The sequence below is a fragment of the Bradyrhizobium sp. 62 genome, assembly GCF_023073035.1.
Classification (GTDB): Bacteria; Pseudomonadota; Alphaproteobacteria; order Rhizobiales; family Xanthobacteraceae; genus Bradyrhizobium.
The window spans coordinates 185,111-204,247 of sequence record NZ_JADPIT010000016.1 but is presented as its reverse complement, the minus strand read 5'-3'; the positions used below and the strand labels follow the sequence as shown (position 1 = coordinate 204,247).

At 64.2% G+C, this 19,137-nt stretch carries 16 protein-coding genes; 7 read left to right on the top strand and 9 right to left on the bottom strand.

The features are described 5' to 3' along the window. Positions 1-88: 88 nt before the first annotated feature. Positions 89-1,900 (bottom strand): translation elongation factor 4, encoded by a 1,812-nt coding sequence (gene lepA / locus IVB47_RS19945; RefSeq protein ID WP_247463535.1) that lies wholly within the window; start codon positions 1,898-1,900, stop codon positions 89-91. A gap of 126 nt (positions 1,901-2,026) precedes the next feature. On the opposite strand from lepA, the gene IVB47_RS19940 reads away from it, so the two are divergent. Continuing rightward, entirely contained in the window at positions 2,027-3,652 is a 1,626-nt protein-coding gene (locus IVB47_RS19940) for a glycosyltransferase family 39 protein (protein WP_247464051.1), read from the top strand. A 15-nt stretch (positions 3,653-3,667) separates the two neighbouring features. Here the strand turns inward: IVB47_RS19940 and IVB47_RS19935 are convergent, their stop codons facing one another. The 5 genes from IVB47_RS19935 to IVB47_RS19915 all read right to left on the bottom strand — a co-directional run bounded on the left by IVB47_RS19935 (position 3,668) and on the right by IVB47_RS19915 (position 7,662). Further along, positions 3,668-3,985, bottom strand: a complete 318-nt coding sequence (locus IVB47_RS19935; RefSeq protein ID WP_018460059.1) for an HPr family phosphocarrier protein — start codon at positions 3,983-3,985, stop codon at positions 3,668-3,670. Then, positions 3,982-4,383: a PTS sugar transporter subunit IIA gene (locus tag IVB47_RS19930; protein ID WP_007597752.1), complete on the bottom strand. Its 402-nt coding sequence runs from the start codon at positions 4,381-4,383 to the stop codon at positions 3,982-3,984. Before IVB47_RS19930 ends, IVB47_RS19935 begins: the two co-directional genes overlap by 4 nt. Before the next feature lie 133 nt (positions 4,384-4,516). Then, positions 4,517-5,041: an HPr kinase/phosphatase C-terminal domain-containing protein gene (locus tag IVB47_RS19925; protein ID WP_247463532.1), complete on the bottom strand. Its 525-nt coding sequence runs from the start codon at positions 5,039-5,041 to the stop codon at positions 4,517-4,519. Next, on the bottom strand, positions 5,038-6,843 hold the full coding sequence (locus IVB47_RS19920) for a sensor histidine kinase (protein ID WP_247463530.1): 1,806 nt from the start codon (positions 6,841-6,843) through the stop codon (positions 5,038-5,040). The genes IVB47_RS19925 and IVB47_RS19920 overlap by 4 nt, the downstream gene beginning before the upstream one ends. 117 nt (positions 6,844-6,960) lie before the next feature. Beyond that, on the bottom strand, positions 6,961-7,662 hold the full coding sequence (locus tag IVB47_RS19915; RefSeq protein ID WP_007597749.1) for a response regulator transcription factor: 702 nt from the start codon (positions 7,660-7,662) through the stop codon (positions 6,961-6,963). Between the two features lie 241 nt (positions 7,663-7,903). Between IVB47_RS19915 and IVB47_RS19910 the strand changes: the two genes are divergently transcribed. The 3 genes from IVB47_RS19910 (at position 7,904) to IVB47_RS19900 (ending at position 13,229) form a co-directional block, all read left to right on the top strand. After that, complete coding sequence (locus IVB47_RS19910) at positions 7,904-8,653, top strand: DUF2470 domain-containing protein (RefSeq protein WP_247463528.1); 750 nt, start codon at positions 7,904-7,906, stop codon at positions 8,651-8,653. Between the two features lie 63 nt (positions 8,654-8,716). Next, the gene (locus IVB47_RS19905) at positions 8,717-11,311 is read left to right on the top strand and encodes a CHAT domain-containing tetratricopeptide repeat protein (RefSeq protein ID WP_247463526.1); all 2,595 of its coding nucleotides are present in this window, start codon (positions 8,717-8,719) and stop codon (positions 11,309-11,311) included. A 301-nt stretch (positions 11,312-11,612) separates the two neighbouring features. Beyond that, complete coding sequence (locus IVB47_RS19900; protein ID WP_027565826.1) at positions 11,613-13,229, top strand: phosphoenolpyruvate carboxykinase; 1,617 nt, start codon at positions 11,613-11,615, stop codon at positions 13,227-13,229. Positions 13,230-13,449: 220 nt separating this feature from the next. Here the strand turns inward: IVB47_RS19900 and IVB47_RS19895 are convergent, their stop codons facing one another. Then, positions 13,450-14,265 carry a thioesterase family protein gene (locus IVB47_RS19895; protein WP_247463524.1) on the bottom strand — a complete coding sequence of 272 codons (816 nt, stop codon included), beginning with the start codon at positions 14,263-14,265 and terminating at the stop codon, positions 13,450-13,452. A gap of 94 nt (positions 14,266-14,359) precedes the next feature. Continuing rightward, positions 14,360-16,876 carry a glycogen/starch/alpha-glucan phosphorylase gene (locus IVB47_RS19890; protein WP_247285407.1) on the bottom strand — a complete coding sequence of 839 codons (2,517 nt, stop codon included), beginning with the start codon at positions 16,874-16,876 and terminating at the stop codon, positions 14,360-14,362. 205 nt (positions 16,877-17,081) lie between these two features. Between IVB47_RS19890 and IVB47_RS19885 the strand changes: the two genes are divergently transcribed. The 3 genes from IVB47_RS19885 to IVB47_RS19875 all read left to right on the top strand — a co-directional run bounded on the left by IVB47_RS19885 (position 17,082) and on the right by IVB47_RS19875 (position 18,164). Next, complete coding sequence (locus IVB47_RS19885) at positions 17,082-17,336, top strand: hypothetical protein (RefSeq protein WP_247463522.1); 255 nt, start codon at positions 17,082-17,084, stop codon at positions 17,334-17,336. 7 nt (positions 17,337-17,343) lie between these two features. Further along, positions 17,344-17,643: a hypothetical protein gene (locus tag IVB47_RS19880; RefSeq protein ID WP_247463520.1), complete on the top strand. Its 300-nt coding sequence runs from the start codon at positions 17,344-17,346 to the stop codon at positions 17,641-17,643. An 89-nt stretch (positions 17,644-17,732) separates the two neighbouring features. After that, positions 17,733-18,164 (top strand): hypothetical protein, encoded by a 432-nt coding sequence (locus tag IVB47_RS19875; protein ID WP_247427085.1) that lies wholly within the window; start codon positions 17,733-17,735, stop codon positions 18,162-18,164. Between the two features lie 39 nt (positions 18,165-18,203). Here the strand turns inward: IVB47_RS19875 and IVB47_RS19870 are convergent, their stop codons facing one another. Further along, positions 18,204-19,007: a DUF2865 domain-containing protein gene (locus IVB47_RS19870; RefSeq protein ID WP_247464049.1), complete on the bottom strand. Its 804-nt coding sequence runs from the start codon at positions 19,005-19,007 to the stop codon at positions 18,204-18,206. Between the last annotated feature and the right edge of the window lie 130 nt (positions 19,008-19,137).

Here is a 19,137-nt window from a genome sequence, read left to right as displayed (position 1 = left end):
TGTGCATGGGGTTGTTTTCGCGGTTTTTTATTATCGCCCTAAAGATCCCGGCCCTCTCATCTCCCTAGAGCCGGGCGAGGCGCTGGCCTCAGCTGTCCACCTTCAGCGCGGCGATGAAGGCTTCCTGCGGGATGTCGACCTTGCCGAACTGCCGCATCTTCTTCTTGCCTTCCTTCTGCTTCTCCAGAAGTTTGCGCTTACGCGTGATGTCGCCGCCGTAGCACTTTGCGGTGACGTCCTTGCGCAGCGCGCGCACCGTCTCGCGCGCGATCACCTTGCCGCCGATCGCTGCCTGGATCGGGATCTGGAACATGTGCGGCGGGATCAAATCCTTCATCTTCTCGACCATGGCGCGGCCGCGGCCTTCGGCACGGGTGCGATGCACCAGCATCGAGAGCGCGTCGACCGGCTCGTTGTTGACGAGGATCTGCATCTTGACCAGATCGGCCGGTTTGTAGTCGGTGAGATGATAGTCGAACGAGGCGTAGCCCTTGGAGACCGACTTCAGGCGGTCGTAGAAGTCGAACACGACCTCGTTGAGCGGCAGATCGTATTTCACCATGGCGCGGGAGCCGACGTAAGTCAGCTCCTTCTGCACGCCGCGGCGGTCCTGGCACAGCTTCAGCACGCTGCCGAGATATTCGTCGGGGGTGAGGATAGTGGCTTCGATCCAGGGCTCCTGGATCTCCGCGATCTTGACCACGTCCGGCATGTCGACAGGATTGTGAATCGAGATTTCCTGCCCGTCGGTCAGGCTCATCTTGTAGATCACGCTCGGCGCAGTCGCGATCAGGTTGAGATCGAATTCCCGCGACAGACGCTCCTGGATGATCTCCAGATGCAACAGCCCGAGGAAGCCGCAGCGGAAGCCGAAGCCGAGTGCGGCCGAGGTCTCCATCTCGTAGGAGAAGCTGGCATCGTTCAGGCGCAGCTTGCCCATCGCCGCGCGCAAGGTCTCGAAGTCGTCGGCGTCGGCGGGGAACAGGCCGCAGAACACCACGGGAATGGCCGGCTTGAAGCCCGGCAGCATGTCGGTCACCGGCTTCTTGTCGTCGGTGATGGTGTCGCCGACGCGGGTGTCGGCCACTTCCTTGATCGCGGCGGTGATGAAGCCGATCTCCCCGGGTCCGAGCTCGTCGACCTGCGTCATCTTCGGGGTGAAGAAGCCGACGCGCTCGATGTCATAGGCCGCGCCCGTGCCCATCATGCGGACCCGGCTGCCCTTCTTCATGACGCCGTCGACGACGCGGATCAGCACCACCACGCCGAGATAGACGTCGTACCAGCTGTCGACCAGCAACGCCTTCAGCGTCGCCTCGCGGTCGCCCTTCGGCGGCGGCAGGCGGGTGACGATCGCCTCCAGCACATCGGGCACGCCGAGGCCGGTCTTGGCCGAGATCATCACGGACTCGGAGGCGTCGATGCCGATGACGTCCTCGATCTGCTGCTTGACCTTCTCCGGCTCTGCGGCAGGAAGGTCGACCTTGTTCAGGACCGGAACGATCTCATGCCCCGCATCGAGCGCGTGGTAGACGTTGGCGAGCGTCTGTGCCTCCACGCCCTGACTGGCGTCGACCACCAGCAGGGAACCCTCGCAGGCCGCCAGCGACCGCGAGACTTCGTAGGCGAAGTCGACATGGCCGGGCGTGTCCATCAGGTTGAAGATGTAATCCTTGCCGTCCTTGGCGCGGTAGGCGAGGCGCACCGTCTGCGCCTTGATGGTGATGCCGCGCTCGCGCTCGATGTCCATGGAATCGAGCACCTGCTCCTTGCCCGCCATTTCCCGGTCGGTGAGGCCGCCGGTCATCTGGATCAGGCGGTCGGCCAGCGTCGATTTGCCATGGTCGATATGGGCGACGATGGAGAAATTGCGGATGTTGGAAATGGGGACGGTCGTCATGGGCGCGGGATACCACTCACACCCCCGTGCGGCAACCATATTGCTGTAATTTCAGGGCCTTTGTTCACGCCAAGCTGATTCCACGAAGGCCCGAAACGCGCTACGCAACGCCTGATGTCCAGGCCCATGTCCACGACCTCGATCCCGTCTGCCCGAGCCCGCGCGAAGACCCGGGTGAGCTATGCCCGCTTTCGGGCCTGGCTGGTTGCCAGCGCGACCCGCCCGGAGGCACGCCTGTGGCTGGTGATCCAGCTCGCGATCCTGCATGCGGTGCTCTGGACCTTCATCCTGATCAATCTGAAGGCAGCGCAGGACGTTCACATGGACGTCGCGGAAGCCTGGGGCTGGGGCCAGAAATTCCTCTGGGGATATGGCAAGCACCCGCCGCTGTCGGGCTGGGTCGCCGGCCTCTGGTTCACAGTGTTCCCGCCGACGGACTGGGCGACCTATGCGCTGGCGATGGCGACCGTCAGCACCGGTATGGTGATCTGCTGGCTCATCGCGCTGCGCGTCGTGGATGCGCGGCGCGCGTTCCTGGTCGTGGTGATGGTCGCGCTCTACCCGATCTTCAATTTCAAGGGATTCAAGTACAATCCCGACCTGCTCCAGCTCGTCACCTTGCCGCTCCTCGTGCTCGCTTATCTCAATGCGTTCGAGAAGCGGAGCTGGCAATCCGGAGTCCTGCTCGGCCTGGCCGGCGCGCTGGCGCTGATGACCAAATATTGGGTGCTGACCATGATCGGCGCCATCGGGCTTGCCGCGCTGATCCATCCGGAGCGAATGAGGTTCTTGTCGTCACCGGCGCCATGGGCTGCGATCGCGACGATGGTGGTGGCGATGATTCCGCACATCGTCTGGCTGGCGGACGCGCATTTCGTGCCGCTGACCTATGCCGGCGATACCTACAGCCTCGAGGACAGCGGCCAGGTGCATCAGCTCGTGGCCGGCTATGTCCTGCATAATATCGCGCTGCTGGCATTGCCGGTGGCGCTGGCCGCGCTGGCGATGGCGCTGGTGCCGCCTTGGTTCAGGCTGCTCCTGCGTGCGCCCTGGCGCATCGTCACGCGGGCCTGGGGGCGCGGCGCGAATGCGAGCGTGAACCTTTCGCAGGCGCGCAACGTCTGGCTCATTCAGATCATCGTCGCGGTCGGACCCGCGCTCGGCGCGCTGGCCTTCAGCATCTACATGAAGACCGATTGGGGCATCTCGCTGTTCTTCCTGGTGCCGCTCGCGCTGGTCGCGATCCCGGCGCTGCGGGTGCAGAGTGCTGCGGTGTTCAACATTGTCGCGATCTGGCTCGTGCTCAGCGTCGCCACGCTCATTGCCTCGCCCTGGATCGCCGCGCGCGAGATGGCGGCCAATGCCGGCAACACGGCGACCTATGGCGCGCGCTCGGATCTCGCGCGCGAACTGACGCAGGCCTGGCACGCGCGCTTCGCCTCGCGCTGGGCGGTCGTCGCCGGCACCATGGAGTCGATCCAGCCGATGGTGTTCTACAGCCCGGATCATCCGGCCGCGTTCACGCCGCTCGAGGCCTGGGGGTCCGGGTTGATTTCGCCCGATGACGTCAAGAGATTCGGCTTCATCGGCGTGTTCGATCCGGCCGACGGTCGCCTGCCGGCGTTCGAGAAATGGGTGTCCGAGGTTGCGCCGAACGCCGAGCGCATCGTGATGACGACGCGCCGTTTCACCCACGGCAAGGCCGGTCCGTCGATGAGCTGGAACATCTACATCGCGCCGCCGGGGAAGTGATCGAGGCGACGCCGCCTAAATCCCTTCCTCGTTGAATTTGCTTTCAACGAGTTCGGTGATCGCCGCCAGCGCGGCTTCGGCATCATCGCCGGAAGCGGCGACCGTGATGGTGGTGCCGGGACCGGCGGCGAGCATCATCAGGCCCATGATCGAGGTGCCGCCGACGGTTTCGCCGCCGCGCGTCACCCAGACCTGCGCGCTGAAGCGCTCCACGGCCTGGACGAACTTGGCGGAGGCCCGCGCGTGCAGGCCGCGCTTGTTGATGATCAGGAGGTCCTTGGAGATCGCGCCCGCGGGCACGCCCGTCCCGGCTTGCGGCGCCTCGTCGCTCATTTGCCGGCGAGGACGCGGCTGGCGATGGTGACGTATTTGCGGCCGGCTTCCTGGGCCATCGCGATCGCGTCGGGTAGCGGACGCTCCTCGCGCACCTTGGCAAGCTTCACCAGCATTGGAAGGTTGATGCCCGCGAGCACTTCGACCTTCGGCCGGCTCATGCAGGATATTGCCAGGTTGGACGGCGTGCCGCCGAACATGTCGGTGAGGATCGCGACGCCGTCGCCGGAATCGACGCGGTTAACCGCTTCGATAATGTCGCTTCGACAGAGATCGGAATCATCTTCGGCGCCGATCGTGATCGCTTCGATTTGCTTTTGTGGGCCCATGACATGTTCAAGCGCTGCCTTGAATTCGTCGGCAAGGCGCCCGTGGGTCACAAGTACTAGACCAATCATCGGAAAACTCCTCGCGGGCGCTTTTGGTGCACCGCACGAACGCGCCACTTTGACCATCCAGAGCCCCCGCGCAAGAGGGGATGTTGCGTATCTCCCTGAATCTAGACGGATGGATAAGGGGAGCTGCGCCGGTCTATTCGGTCGCGAGTGTGGGGTTCATATGGTTACCATTTCCCTTCAAACAATCGCCTGAAGGGTTAACGGAAGATGAACTCTTGGTAGTGGTCAAGGCCGCGACAACCAGAGGAAGGGGCGAATAGTCGCGGCCGATTGGGATTCGCGGTATTTCGACACCTAAAATGGCTGTTTTCAGGGATTCGGCCGGCGGCAGCCGCTCCGCATCCGCGGCGTCCAGATCGACCACGAGGCCGACGGTCGCATGCTCCACAAAGTCGCAGCGCCGGATTCCGAGCCCCCGGATCTCGATCAGCCCGGCCAGGACCGGAGCGGGGCGGACCTCAATTTCGCGGCCGAGTGTCGCCAGATGGACACGGTCATCACCGACCAGAACGGCCCTTTCGAGCACGCCGCTACGTCCCGCCATGATTAAATCGAAGGCAAGGCGCGACTTGCCGGAGCCCGAGGGCCCGCGGATCAGCACCGCCAGATCTCCAACCCTGACCGCCGAGGCGTGAATGCTGGGGCCGCCGTCGCTCATAGAGCCGGCAGCCTCACCACGAAGCGCGCGCCGACAACAACAGGCGCTCCGTCCTCGTCCGCCGGGCCGGGACGGTTCTCCGCCCAGATGCGTCCGCCATGCGCGTCGACGATTTGCTTGGAGATCGACAGGCCGAGGCCGGAGTTCTGGCCAAAGCCCTGATGAGGGCGGTCGGTGTAGAAGCGCTCGAAGATGCGCTCCAGCGCGTCGTCGCGGATTCCGGGGCCGTCGTCGTCGACCACGATCTCGATCTCGCCGCGCACGCGGCGGCAGGTGAGGCGCACCTTGTTGCCGGGCTCGGAGAAGGACTGTGCGTTCGAGAGCAGGTTGGAGACGATCTGTCCGAGCCGCGAATCGTGGCCCGTCACGGCGAAATTGTCGGTCGGGCCGCGGCCCTCGAAACGCATTTCGACCGCGACGTCATGGCCGAGCTTGGTTTCATTGGCGACGGACACGAGCGTGGTCAACAGGCGGCGCAGATCGACCGGGATCGCATCCTGGCGCTGCAGTTCTGCATCGAGACGGCTGGCGTCGGAGATGTCGGAGATCAGCCGGTCGAGCCGCTTGACGTCATGCTCGATCACCTCGAGCAGGCGCGCGCGGCTGTTCTCGTTGCGCGCCAGCGGCAACGTCTCGACCGCGGAGCGCAACGAGGTCAACGGGTTCTTCAATTCATGCGCGACGTCGGCGGCGAACATTTCGATCGCTTCGATGCGGCTGTACAGTGCACTGGTCATGTCGCGCAGCGCACCGGAGAGATGGCCGATCTCGTCGCGACGACGGGTGAAGTCGGGAATCTCGACCCGGGTCCTGATCCGGCGGCGGATCAGTTCGGCGCTGTCGGCGAGCCGGCGGACCGGACCTGCGATCGTGCTGGCGAGCAGCAGCGACAGCATGATCATGACCGCGGCGGCGACGCCGCCCACCTTGAGGATCGCGAGGCGCTCGGCGGTGACCATCTGGTCGATGTCGTCGCCCTGCGTCGACAGCATCAGCGCGCCGTGGATGGCGCGCGAGCGCAACACGGGGACCGCGACCGAGACGATCACTTCGCCGCGCGCATTGACCCGCACCATCGAGCGCTTCTGGCCCTGGAGCGCGTCGCCGACCTCCGCATAGCCATTGCCGTTCTCGGGGCCGAGCTCGCGATAGAGCGGCAGGTCGCCGCGATTGAGCCAGGTGCGGACCGCGACCATGCCGCGTTCGACCATGCCCGGCTTCTCGGCGGCGACCGACGGCAGGGGAAAGCGCACCACGGTATCGAGGCTGCGGCTGTCGACCAGCAGGCTGCCGTTCGGGTCGTAGATGCGGGCGCGCGTCTTGGTCGGCGAGATCAGTGTGCGCAGCACCGGCGCCACGCGCTCCGGATTGATCGGAAAATCCAGCGGGGAATACTCGTCCGAGCCGCCATAGGTCTCGCCCGGCTTGAGGTCGAGCAACCGGTCGGGGTCGATGGTGATGGCGTTGGTCTGCACCGTCGCGGAGGCCGCGATGGCGCCGGCGATGATCTCCGCCTGTACCAGCAGGCTCTGCGCGCGCGCGTCGATCAAACCGGCGCGGAATTGCGAGAGATAGAGGATGCTCGCCACCAGCGCGACGAGGCCGGCGAGGTTGAGCGAGACGATACGGCGGGTCAGGCTCGAGAAGGACAGCGCAAAGAAGAACTGCCCGGCGCGCTTCAGCCAGTTCAGCGGACGCCAGCCCTGTACGGCTGGCTTGTCCTCGGCCAATTGATCCGGAGCGCCGTGGGCGGTGACGTCCTCGGCGTTCTGGTTCTCGTCAGGCTGCGTTCGGTCAAGCAATGCTCACGCCCGCGTTAGGACAACTCGTGCGAAGGTCCCCGCATTCCTAGAGCTATCCCGGTCCCGATGGAATCAGAACCGGCGATGCTCTCGGTCTTTCGTGGAGGCGCGCGCGCCTCAGGCTTCCTTGAAGCGGTAGCCGACGCCGTAGAGCGTCTCGATCATCTCGAACTCGTTGTCGACGACCTTGAACTTCTTGCGCAGCCGCTTGATGTGGCTGTCGATGGTGCGGTCGTCGACATAGACCTGGTCGTCATAGGCGGCGTCCATCAGCGCGTTGCGGCTCTTCACCACGCCGGGCCGGGTCGCGAGCGCCTGCAGGATCAGGAATTCGGTGACGGTCAGCGTCACCGGCTCGTTCTTCCAGGTGCAGGTGTGCCGTTCAGGATCCATGCGCAGCAGGCCGCGGTCGAGCGCCTTGGCGTCGTTCTCCTTCGGCGTGACGGTCGGGTCCTTCGGCGCCGAACGGCGCAGCACCGCCTTGACGCGCTCGACCAGCAGGCGCTGCGAGAACGGTTTGCGGATGAAGTCGTCGGCGCCCATCTTGAGGCCGAACAGCTCGTCGATCTCTTCATCCTTGGAGGTCAGGAAGATCACGGGCAGGTCGGATTTCTGCCGCAGCCGGCGCAAGGTTTCCATGCCGTCCATGCGCGGCATCTTGATGTCGAGGATGGCAAGATCGGGTTGGGTGGTGCGGAAACCGTCGAGCGCGGAGGCGCCGTCGGTGTAGGTCATGATGCGATAGCCTTCGGCCTCCAGCGCGATCGAGACGGATGTGAGAATGTTGCGGTCGTCGTCGACCAAAGCGATTGTGGGCATGAGCCTCTGCTTTCTGCTTTCCGTTTGGGTCGTGGCTTGAAACGGCGAGCAATCCACTGATGCGCCGCATACATGGGTGCCGATGTTGGCATTCGAACCTTGTCACCGAGCAATGCAAGCTAGGCTGAAGTGTGACCAAGTTCCACGAAACACGGCAGATTCGCCGCATCTCGACCCATAACCGGGCCCCGGTTTACCCGAAAAAAGGCCCTCCATGCAACCACCTGACCCGAGAAAGCCGATGCAACCGACCCCCGATTTCGACCCCGGAAGGCTCGCCAAATCGCTGCTGCGGCGGTCACGGCAGGGGGCCCTGGCGACGTTGATGGCCGGCAGCGGCGATCCCTATTGCTCCCTGGTCAATCTGGCCAGCCATCCGGATGGCTCTCCGATCCTGCTGATCTCAGGATTGGCGGTGCACTCCAGGAACATCCTGGCCGACAGCCGGGTGTCCCTGATGCTGGACGAGCGGGCGGCGGGCGATCCGCTGGAAGGCGCCCGGATCATGCTGTCCGGCCATGCCGAGTCGGCCGATACGGACAAGGATCTGCTCCGGCGACGGTATCTCAATGCTCATCCCTCAGCGGAAACCTTTGTTTCCTTTAAGGATTTCTCCTTCTTTCGGATTCGGCCCACGGGAACTCATCTGGTCGCCGGCTTCGGTCGGATCGTCGACCTCAAGCCGGAGCAATTCCTGACCGACCTCACGGGGGCCGAGGACTTGCTGGCGGCGGAGGAGGGCGCGGTGGAGCACATGAATGCCGACCACCGCGACGCCATGGGGCTCTATGCAACAAAACTGCTGGGCGCTGCTGCCGGCGACTGGCGCTGCACAGGCTGCGATCCGGAGGGCCTCGACATGCAGGACGGCCAGACCGTCTTGCGGCTGGACTTCCCGGAGCGCGTCGCTGATGGCACGGCGCTGCGCAAGATGCTGGTTCGCCTCGCCGGCGAAGCGCGCACCAGGATGAACCAGAGCGCAACACATTGAACGCTGCTGCCCATCGCCGCGACCCAAGTTCGTTACCGGTCAGAAGGCGGCGGCGAGAGCGTCATGGCAGAATGGAATAAACTGACGCTGGTTGCGGGTTTGACGCTCGCGATCACTGCATCGCTTATCACGCCAAGCCTTGCCCAGAAAGGTCTCGCCGCGGAGAGCGCGCGGATCAACGCACTGATGAGCGCCGGCAGATATTCGGAAGCACTGCCTGTGGCGCAAGGTATGGTCGCGAACCTGGAGAAGAGCGACACAGGTCGCGAACTCGCCGCCGCGCTGAACAACCTCGGCCAGGTTCATGCCGGTCAGGGCCACGACGATCTGGCTGAGCCGCTCTACAAGCGCGCCATCATGCTGATGGAAAAGTCGCTCGGTCTCGAAACCCCGTTGATCGGAGCCGAACTGAGCAACCTCGCCGCGCTCTACCAGCGGCAGAGCCGCTTTGCCGAGGCCGAACCTCTATTCAAGCGCGCGCTCGCCGTTCGCGAGAAGGGATTGTCGCGCGAGCATCCCGATGTCGGCCAGTCGCTCAATAATCTCGCCACGCTCTATGTGAAGCAGCAGCACTATGCCGAAGCCGAGCCGCTGTTTCAGCGCGCGCTCGCGATCTACCAGAAGGCCGGCGGACCCGAGCATCCGGCGGTGGCCACCGTCCTGAACAATCTCGGCCAGGTCTATCGCGATCTCAACCGCGATACGGACGCGGAAGCGCCGATCAAGCGCTCGCTCGCGATCCGGGAGAAGGTGCTCGGACCGGATCATCCCGACGTTGCCCGCTCGCTGAACAATCTCGCCGGCCTCTACGAGCACCAGCAACGCTACGGCGACGCCGAGCCGCTCTTTCGCCGCGCGCTGCTCATCCGCGAAAATGCGCTTGGGCCCGATCATCCTGACGTCATGACCTCGACCAGCAATCTCGCTTATTTCCTCTACGTGGCCGGGCGCACCGCGGACGCATTGCCGTTCGCGGAAAACACGCTTCGGGGCGATCGCGCCCAGCTGCGCGTCGTGTTGCCGGTCCTGTTTGCCGCGCGCCAACAGGATCTGCTGCCCGGCGACAAGGCGCTGGACGAGGCCCTCGCCGCGATCCAGCGCGGCACACAATCGTCCGCGGCGTCCGCCGTGAACAAGCTCGCGGTGCGGCTTGCCGCCGGCAGCGACCGCCTCGCCGAGCTGGTGCGCCGGGACCAGGATCTCGCGGCTGAGTCCGAGGCACTCGACAAGGCGATCGTCACGGCGGTGTCGAAGCAATCCGCGCAGCGCGATCTCGCAACCGAGCAGCGCAGCCGCGCGCGGATTGCAACGATTGCCAACGAGCGTACGGGCTTGCTGAAGACGCTCGCGGTCGAGTTTCCCGACTACGCGTCGCTCTCCAATCCTCTGCCGTTGACGGCAAAGGACATCCAGCTGCTGCTGTCGGCCGACGAGGCGATGGTGCTCTACTCCGTCGTCGACACGCAGAGCTATGTCATCGCGATCACGCGCGAGGGCGTCGACTGGAAGGCTATTCCACTCGGCGCGGATGCGCTGACGCAGAAGGTGACGGCATTCCGCAAGGGACTCGATGTCGGCAAAGCGCGCGATGCCTCCGGCAAATCCGGATTGTTCGATCTCGCGCTCGCCAACGAACTCCATGTCGCGCTGCTCGGTCCGGTCGAGGCGTTGACAAAGGACAGGCGCAGCCTGCTGGTGGTACCGTCGGCTGCGCTGACCGCATTGCCCTTTCATCTGCTCGTCACCGAGAAGCCGCAGGCTGCGATCCCGGACACGCTCGAAGGCTATCGCGGCGCCGCCTGGCTGCTGCGGCGTCAGGCCGTCTCGGTGCTGCCGTCGGTGGTCAGTCTGAAATCGCTGCGCGCCTTCGCGCGTCGGGATCAAAGCGTGAAGCCGATGACAGGCTTTGGCGATCCCGTGTTCAATCCCGCAGTGGAAGCGCCCGCCGAGCGGCGCGCCGCCAACGGCAAGGTCGCCGCGCGCAGCATCGCGACCATCGCCTATAGCGACTTCTGGCGCGGTGCCGGCGTCGATCGCACGCGGCTTGCGCAGGCGCTGCCGCAACTGCCCGACACCGCCGATGAGTTGAACGCGGTGGCCAGGGATGTCGGGGCTGCCGAGGCCGATATTCATCTCGGCCGCGACGCCAGCGAGACGACGCTCAAGCGTGCAGCGCTTGCTCAATACGGCATCATCTACTTTGCCACCCACGGCCTGGTTGCCGGCGACATCAAGGGACTGGGTGAGCCCTCGCTCGCGCTCTCCATTCCCGATCAGCCCACTGAGCTCGACGACGGTCTGCTCACCGCAAGTGAAGTCGCTCAGCTCAAGCTCAACGCGGATTGGGTTGTGCTGTCGGCCTGCAACACCATCGCGGGCGACAAGCCCGGCGCCGAGGCCCTGTCGGGACTGGCGCGCTCGTTCTTCTACGCCGGTGCGCGCGCACTCCTGGTCTCGCATTGGGCCGTGGATTCGGAAGCTGCCACACGTCTGACCACGATGACTTTCGAGCTGCTCAAAAACGAACCAAAAATCGGCCGTGCCGAAGCCTTGCGCCGCGCAATGTTAACCTATGTTGACGACACCTCGTCACCGCGCAACGCCTATCCTGCGATGTGGGGGCCCTTCGCGCTCATCGGCGAAGGCGCGGTACGATAGGGTGGCCTTGGAATCTTCACCGAGACTGTCTTCGACATTGTGCGTCGCAATAACCTCAGGAAACGCCGAAACGCCGATTTGGTTGCGCGATCATTGTCGATTTTTTGATGCGCCTGCTCAGAGCTGACATGCGCGACGTTTGGCGCGGTCCTTGAATAAACCAAATCCTAAGGGATCAGCTTGGCAACGCCAGCGTTCATCAGTATTAGGTCGTTCCAACCGAGGCCGGACGGCCTGTAATCACGGTGACCGCGGCGGCGCCAAGCATGATCGCGCTGAGTGGGTTCTAGGAGGATTTTTCGTGCAAGAGACGGGCGTGCGCAACGGTGCCTTCGGCGCCGACAAATTCGGCTTAAAGAATCTCAAGCAGGTTCACTGGAACCTCGGTGCGCCGCAACTCTATCAATACTCGCTCTCCGCAGGCGAGGCGGTGCTGTCAGCCGATGGCGCGCTCTGCGCCGACACCGGCGAGTTCACCGGCCGCAGCCCCAAGGACAAATTCACGGTGCGTGACGCCACCACCGACAAAAAGATGTGGTGGGCCGGCAACCAGTCGATCACTGCAGAGCAGTTCGAGACGCTCTACCAGGACTTCCTCAAGCACGCCGAAGGCAAGTCGCTGTTCGCGCAGGACCTCTATGGCGGCGCCGATCCGGCCTACCGCATCAAGACCCGCGTCTTCACCGAGCTCGCCTGGCACTCGCTGTTCATCCGCACGCTGCTGATCCGCCCCGAGGCGGTCGAGCTCTCGGCGTTCGTGCCCGAGCTCACCATCATCGACATGCCGAGCTTCCGCGCCGATCCGAAGCGCCATGGCTGCAAGTCGGAGAACGTCGTCGCGATCGATTTCGCCCGCAAGATCGTGCTGATCGCCGGCTCCTACTATGCCGGCGAGATGAAGAAGTCGGTCTTCACCACGCTGAACTACTATCTGCCCGAGCGCGGCGTGATGCCGATGCATTGCTCGGCCAATGTCGGCGCCAAGGGTGATGCCGCGATCTTCTTCGGCCTGTCCGGCACCGGCAAGACCACGCTGTCAGCCGATCCGAACCGCACGCTGATCGGCGACGACGAGCACGGCTGGGGCCCGAACGGCATCTTCAATTTCGAAGGCGGCTGCTACGCCAAGTGCATCAAGCTGTCGCAGGAAGCCGAGCCCGAGATCTACGCCGCCTCGACGCGCTTCGGCGCGGTGCTCGAGAATTGCGTGCTCGACGAAGACACCCGTGTGGTCGATTTCGACGACGGCTCCAAGACCGAGAACACCCGCTCGGCCTATCCGCTCGAATTCATTCCGAACGCCTCACGCACCGGCCGCGCGCCGCAGCCCAAGAACGTGGTGATGCTCGCCGCCGACGCCTTCGGGGTGCTGCCGCCGATCGCCAAGCTCTCGCCGGCGCAGGCGATGTATCACTTCCTGTCGGGCTACACCGCCAAGGTCGCGGGCACCGAGCGCGGTCTCGGCAATGAGCCGCAGCCGGAATTCTCGACCTGCTTCGGTTCGCCCTTCCTGCCGCTCGATCCCTCGGTCTACGGCAACATGCTGCGCGACCTGATCGCCCAGCACAATGTCGATTGCTGGCTGGTTAACACCGGCTGGACCGGCGGCAAGTACGGCACCGGCTCGCGCATGCCGATCAAGGTGACGCGCGCGCTGCTGACCGCTGCGCTCGACGGCTCGCTTCGCAACGTCGAATTCCGCACCGACAAATATTTCGGCTTCGCGGTCCCGACCGCGCTGCCGGGCGTGCCGAGCGAGATCCTCAACCCGGTCAACACCTGGAAGGACAAGGACGAGTTCGACAAGACCGCCCGCGCGCTCGTCGGCATGTTCCAGAAGAACTTTGCTAAGTTCGAAGCCCAGGTCGACGCCGAGGTCCGCGCCGCTGCACCGGACGTGAAGCTCGCGGCGGAGTAAGCTTGCGTCGTTTGAAATTCGAAAGGGCGGCCGCGAGGCCGCCCTTTTGCTTTTCGAGATGTCTCTTGCGCTGGTGGCGGAGTGATTGCCCCAGCTCGCATTGCGAGCGAAGCGAAGCAATCCAGGCCTATTTCCGCGGCACGAAGGCAATCCAGAATCCGTGCCGCGGAAATAGCTGGATTGCTTCGCTGCGCTCGCAATGACGAACTTGCGGAAGCAGCTACACCTTGAAATAGGCGATCTGCGTGCTCGTCGCGAGCAGTCTTCCGTTCGGCGACCACAGCTCGGCGTTCTGGTCGGCGTAGCTCTTGTGCATGATCTTCGAATCGGCGGTCGCCAGCACGCGGGTGATGTCCTCGGCGGCGAGCTCTTCGCTGTCGGTGTGGAAATACGTCGTCAGCGACACCGTGCCGAACGGCACCAGCTCGCGCCGTGCGTGGAAGATGCGGCCGAAGAAAGCGTCGGACATCGACATCAGCGACGGCATGTCGAGCTTGCGCGGCTCGCGATCGCTGATCCAGAGCTTTGAGTAAGTGCTGGCGAGCTCGGGCTTGGGCGGGCCGATCCGCATCTCGCCCTCGACGAAGCGGAATTCGTACTGGTTGGCCCAGGACGCCGCGATCTTCGGGAACGGCATCGTCTCTTCGAACGGCTTTGCATCGGGACATTGCGCCACCCTGTGCTCCCAGGACGGCCGGCGTTCGGCGAATACGGCGATGGCGAGCGTTGCGACCTCGCCGCCGCCTTGCGACAGTTCGACGCTCCAGTGCTGGCTGGAGCGATTGGCCTTCACCAGCCGCACGTCCAGATCGAACGGCCCCTTCGCGATCGGCGCGCAGTAATTGACGGTGAGCGCCAGCGGGTCGCCGGCACGTTCCGGATGCTCGATCAGCGCACGCAGGATGGTCGCGGCCGTAACGCCGCCGAACGGGCCGACAAAGGCCCAATAGTCGTCGCTGGTGTGCCCCTGCCAGCTGGAGTCACCGGCGGTGACGCGGGTGGCGTCGTCGAAAGGGTGCGGGAGCTTGGCGTGCATTGTTCGATCCGGCGTTCAATGACGGACGTCATATCACGTCCGCCGCCGGCTTGTGCAATTACCTCGTGAGTAACCGATTTCACGTCGCGGAAATTCAGCCCGCGACGTCGCGCAAGGTCGGCAGCAACGGCGTGGTCGGGTTGACCGGCACGTTCCAGATCTCCTCGGCGTATTCGCGAATGGTGCGGTCGGAGGAGAACCACGCCATGCGCGCGACGTTGAGGATCGAGGCGCGGGTCCAGGCCGGCGCCACCTGCCAGCGCGCATCGACGCTGCGCTGCGCCTCGTAATAGGAATCGAAATCGGCGCTGACCATGTAGTGGTCGAGATAGCGCAGCGCGTGCGCGATCGATTCGAAGCGGCCGGGATCGCCGGGCGAGAATTCGCCGGCGCCGATCGCATTGATGGCGCGCTGGAGCTTGGGCGAATTGCGGATCACGTCGGAGGCGTCCAACCCCTGCTTGCGCCGGATCATCACATCGCCGGCTTCCATGCCGAAGATCGCGATGTTCTCCGCGCCGACATGGTCGCGGATCTCGATATTGGCACCGTCGAGCGTGCCGATCGTGAGGGCGCCGTTCAGCGACAGCTTCATGTTGCCGGTGCCGGAGGCTTCCATGCCCGCCGTCGAGATCTGCTCTGAGAGGTCGGCCGCGGGAATGATCACTTCGGCGAGGCTGACATTGTAGTCGGGCAGGAAGACGACCTTGAGCTTGCCGCCAATCGCGGGATCGTTGTTGACGACTTCCGCGACGTCGTTGATCAGCTTGATGATCAGCTTGGCGTAGCGGTAGCTCGCCGCAGCCTTGCCCGCAAAGATCTTCACCCGCGGCACCCAGTTGCCGTTGGGATCGTCCTTGATCGCCTGGTACAGCGCGACCGTCTCGATGACGTTGAGAAGCTGGCGCTTGTATTCGTGGATGCGCTTGATCTGCACGTCGAACAGCGCGGTTGGATCCACCTTGATGCCGAGCCGCTCGCCGATCAGGCGCGCCAGCGCCGTCTTGTTGTGAAGCTTGACTGCGCGGAACCTCTTCTGGAATTCGACGTCGCTGGCGCGGGCCTCGATCAGGCTGAGCTGCGTCGGATCATCGAGCACGGCATCGCCGCAGGTCTCGCGCAACAGATCTGTCAGTTTGGGGTTCGCCAGCATCAGCCAGCGGCGGAAGGTGATGCCGTTGGTCTTGTTGGTGATGCGGCCGGGGTAGAGATGGTTGAGGTCGTGGAACACGGTCTCGCGCATCAGGTCCGAATGCATCGCCGAGACGCCGTTGATGCGGTGCGAGCCGACGAAGGCGAGCTGGCCCATGCGCACGCGCCGCCCGCTCCGCTCGTCGATCAGCGAGACCGAGGCACGGAAGTCGATGTCGCCGGGGGCGCGCGCCTCTGCGAGCGCGAGGTGCTGTACGTTGATGCGGTAGATGATCTCGAGATGCCGCGGCAACAACCGTTCGAACAGCTCGACCGGCCAGGTCTCCAACGCCTCGGGCAGCAGCGTGTGGTTGGTGTAGGACAGCGTGGCGACCGTGATCTTCCAGGCCTCGTCCCAGCGGAAATTGTGATCGTCGATCAGGATCCGCATCAGCTCGGTGACGGCCAGGCTCGGATGGGTGTCGTTGAGCTGCACCGCGACCTTGCTCGACAGGCTGCGGAGCTGGCCGTCCGACGCAAGGTGCCGCTTGATCAGGTCCTGCAGCGAAGCCGAGACGAAGAAATATTCCTGGCGCAGGCGCAACTCGCGGCCCGCCGGGCTCTCGTCGTTCGGGTAGAGGAATTTACAAATGGCTTCCGCGCGCGACTGCTCGGCGCTGGCGCTGACATAGTCGCCGGTGTTGAAGGCGTCGAGCTTCAACGGATCGGGCGAGCGTGCCGACCACAGCCGCAGCGCGTTGACGTGCTGGCCGCGCCAGCCGACGATCGGCGTGTCATAGGCCATCGCCTGCACGGTCTCGGACGGATGCCAGATCGCGCGATCGCGACCTTTGTCTTCGACATGCTCGACACCGCCGCCGAAGCGAATGTCGTAGATCACTTCGGGCCGCTGCAATTCCCAGGGGTTGCCGAAGCCGAGCCATTCGTCCGGATATTCCTGCTGCCAGCCCTGATTGATGATCTGACGGAACAGGCCGTAATCATAACGGATGCCGTAGCCGATCGCGGGGATCGACAGCGTCGCCATGCTTTCCATGAAGCAGGCGGCGAGCCGTCCGAGGCCGCCATTGCCGAGCGCCGCGTCCGGCTCGCATTTGCGCAGCTCCGGCAAGGAGACGCCGAGATCGCCGAGCGCGACTTCGAAGATCTTCAATAGCCCCATATTGTTCAGCGCGTCGCTGAAGAGGCGGCCAATCAGGAATTCGAGCGACAGATAATAGACGCGCTTGCGCCCCGCATCGTAGCTGTGTTTCTCGGCCGTGAGCCAGCGATGCACGATGCGGTCGCGCAGCGCCAGCGCGGCGGCCTGATACCAGTCGTGCTTGGTCGCCATGCCCGCATCCTTGCCGATGGCAAGGCGCAGCTTCGCCAGTATCGCGCCCTTGATCTCAGCCAGCGCGAGTTCGTCGATGGGCTGGTTGGGGGCGGGAAAATTGGGCTGGAACGATGAATCTTGCAAAGTCGTCACTTCCTGGTCGCGAGAACACTACTGACCCTACGCATCTTGCCTCTGTACCGGAACCATTGCTGGTGCGACCGTGCACTGCGTTGGCGTAAAATTATGCAAGGAACGGGCCGATTTGGGAACCCGGACGCATACGGGGAAACGTGTATTGGTGCTAGAATGGCGGCCAATTCAGCCATCAGTGTGGAGGAGGCGCCCCATGAACTCTCCGATGAAAGCTCTGATGAGAAGGCTGATCGAAATCGCCGCCGCCACCTTCCTCGTCGTCTGCATCACCGCGTCCAGCGCCGCCTTCGCCGCCGGCAAGACGGGCCGCAGCGCCGACGGCCTGAGCTGCGCGGTCACTCTTCCGCAAAACGCCACGCCCGCCGCCCGCTGCGCCGCCATCAAGCGCCAATGCGGCGGCAAGTTTTATGCAAGCGCGTGCGGGGATAGGTTGATGTCGGCGATGTGAGGCTGGGTTGGCATCGCCGTTCCACGAAATCTGGGAAGTAATCAACGAAAGCGGTCAGGTGCTGCCCTCGCTTGTACTTGCCGGTCCTGACGGCGACGATATTCGGAAGCATCTGTACGATAAAGCGGCGAAGGTCGATCAAGCAGCTCCGCGATGCGTCCTTCGCTTCGAAGCACAAAGCCACGATGAGGCGATGCAGCTCTGTTACCGCCACTATGGCTGGGGGCAGTACACTTCTGAATTTGTCGGTGATCGGAAGCCCTATCCTGATGAATGGGCACAACGGCAACGCCTCGGAACAAATTAAGAACACTTTAGCAAGTCTTTGATATATCATTGTGATTCGGCGCGTTGCCGACACAATATCTAGCGTCTGCCAGACTTCGCGAGGACTACATGTCCACCATTGCCTTCGATCAATTTGCCCTCACCAGGATCGCCGATTTCGCGCGCTCGCTGTCGCGGCTGCATCAGGCGGCGCGGCGCTACGCGGTCGACGACGACCAGTTCGACCGCGAGTTCAACGCGGTGTGCCAGTCGATCTGGGGCTACACCATCGACGATGTCAGCGACGATCTGTTCTCGGCCGAGGACCATCTGTTCTTGGACACGCTGGACGAAGCGCATGCGCGCATCTTCGCCGCCGAGCAGGGGTATGACCTCATCGACGATCAGGGCATGCTCACTGATTGGTGGGGTTTTTGCTGGATGATCCTGGCCGAGAAGCGCGGCCTGCTCACGGCAGACAACCGCGCCGCCGCGCGCGCGGCGATCGAGGAGAAATATCTGGCGGCGCCGAATGTGATCGGCGTGATCATCGGACGGTGACGGTCTCGTGCCCCGGACGCAGCGCAGCGCTTCTGAGAGCTAATCCAGCCCCGCCCGCTTCGCCGGCTTCTGCGTCTTCGGCACCGTCACGTCGGGCAGCGTCTCGCGCACGATCTCCCCGGCGGGGCCATCCGCCGCCACCGTCTCGGCGCGCACCGGCGCCACCTTCATCTCGCCGAGCCGTGCGCGGACCTGCGCAGTGAGACCGGGATAAGAGGCGACCGGGGTGAAGTCCGCGGCCTGGTCGTTGCCGACGCGGATGCCGGTATAGGCGACGAGGCCGTCGCTGGTGGCGATCACGTCGCCGGGCTTGAGCGACGAGTCCAGCGCCAGATCGACCGGAGCGAGGCCGACCGGCTCGCGACCGTTGCAGGTGCAGTCGGCGCGCAGCGCCTTGCGATAGGCGAACGCATTCTCGCTATCGGCATAGCGCTCGCCGGTCTGCGACGCCGCGCCGTCGATCGAGGAGCCGAAATAGATCTTGGTCGCGCTTGCAGGACAGAAGGCCTGACACATCTGCGCGGGCGAGGTGAGGCCGCGCATCAGCGGAAAATATTTGCCGTCGCAGCTGCGCACGCAGAACGCCGGTCCCGAGCCGCCGGCCGCGGCCGCACGTGTCGGCGGCACGTATGGCGGGCTTGCGGCATTCTGCTGGCCGGTGAAGGGATCGGCGTAGGAGGTCGCCTGTTGCGGCACCTCACGCTGCGGCCGCTGCTGCTGCATTCCGCCGAAGAAGAAGTCGAAGAGGCCTTCGGCCGAAACCGGGGCCGGAGCCGCAAGCAGCGGTGCTGCCAATGTGGCGGCTGCGAGTATCGCGCGACGCCACCGGCGCGCATGGGACATGACTGTACGCAAACGCTTACTCCACCCGACGCTACCCAACCGGCCGGGACCCTCAGGTCTCAGCACATGATTCACCATAAGGCGGGATGGTAAATGAGCGGTTGAGGGGCAGCGGTGTTGCCGGACGAGG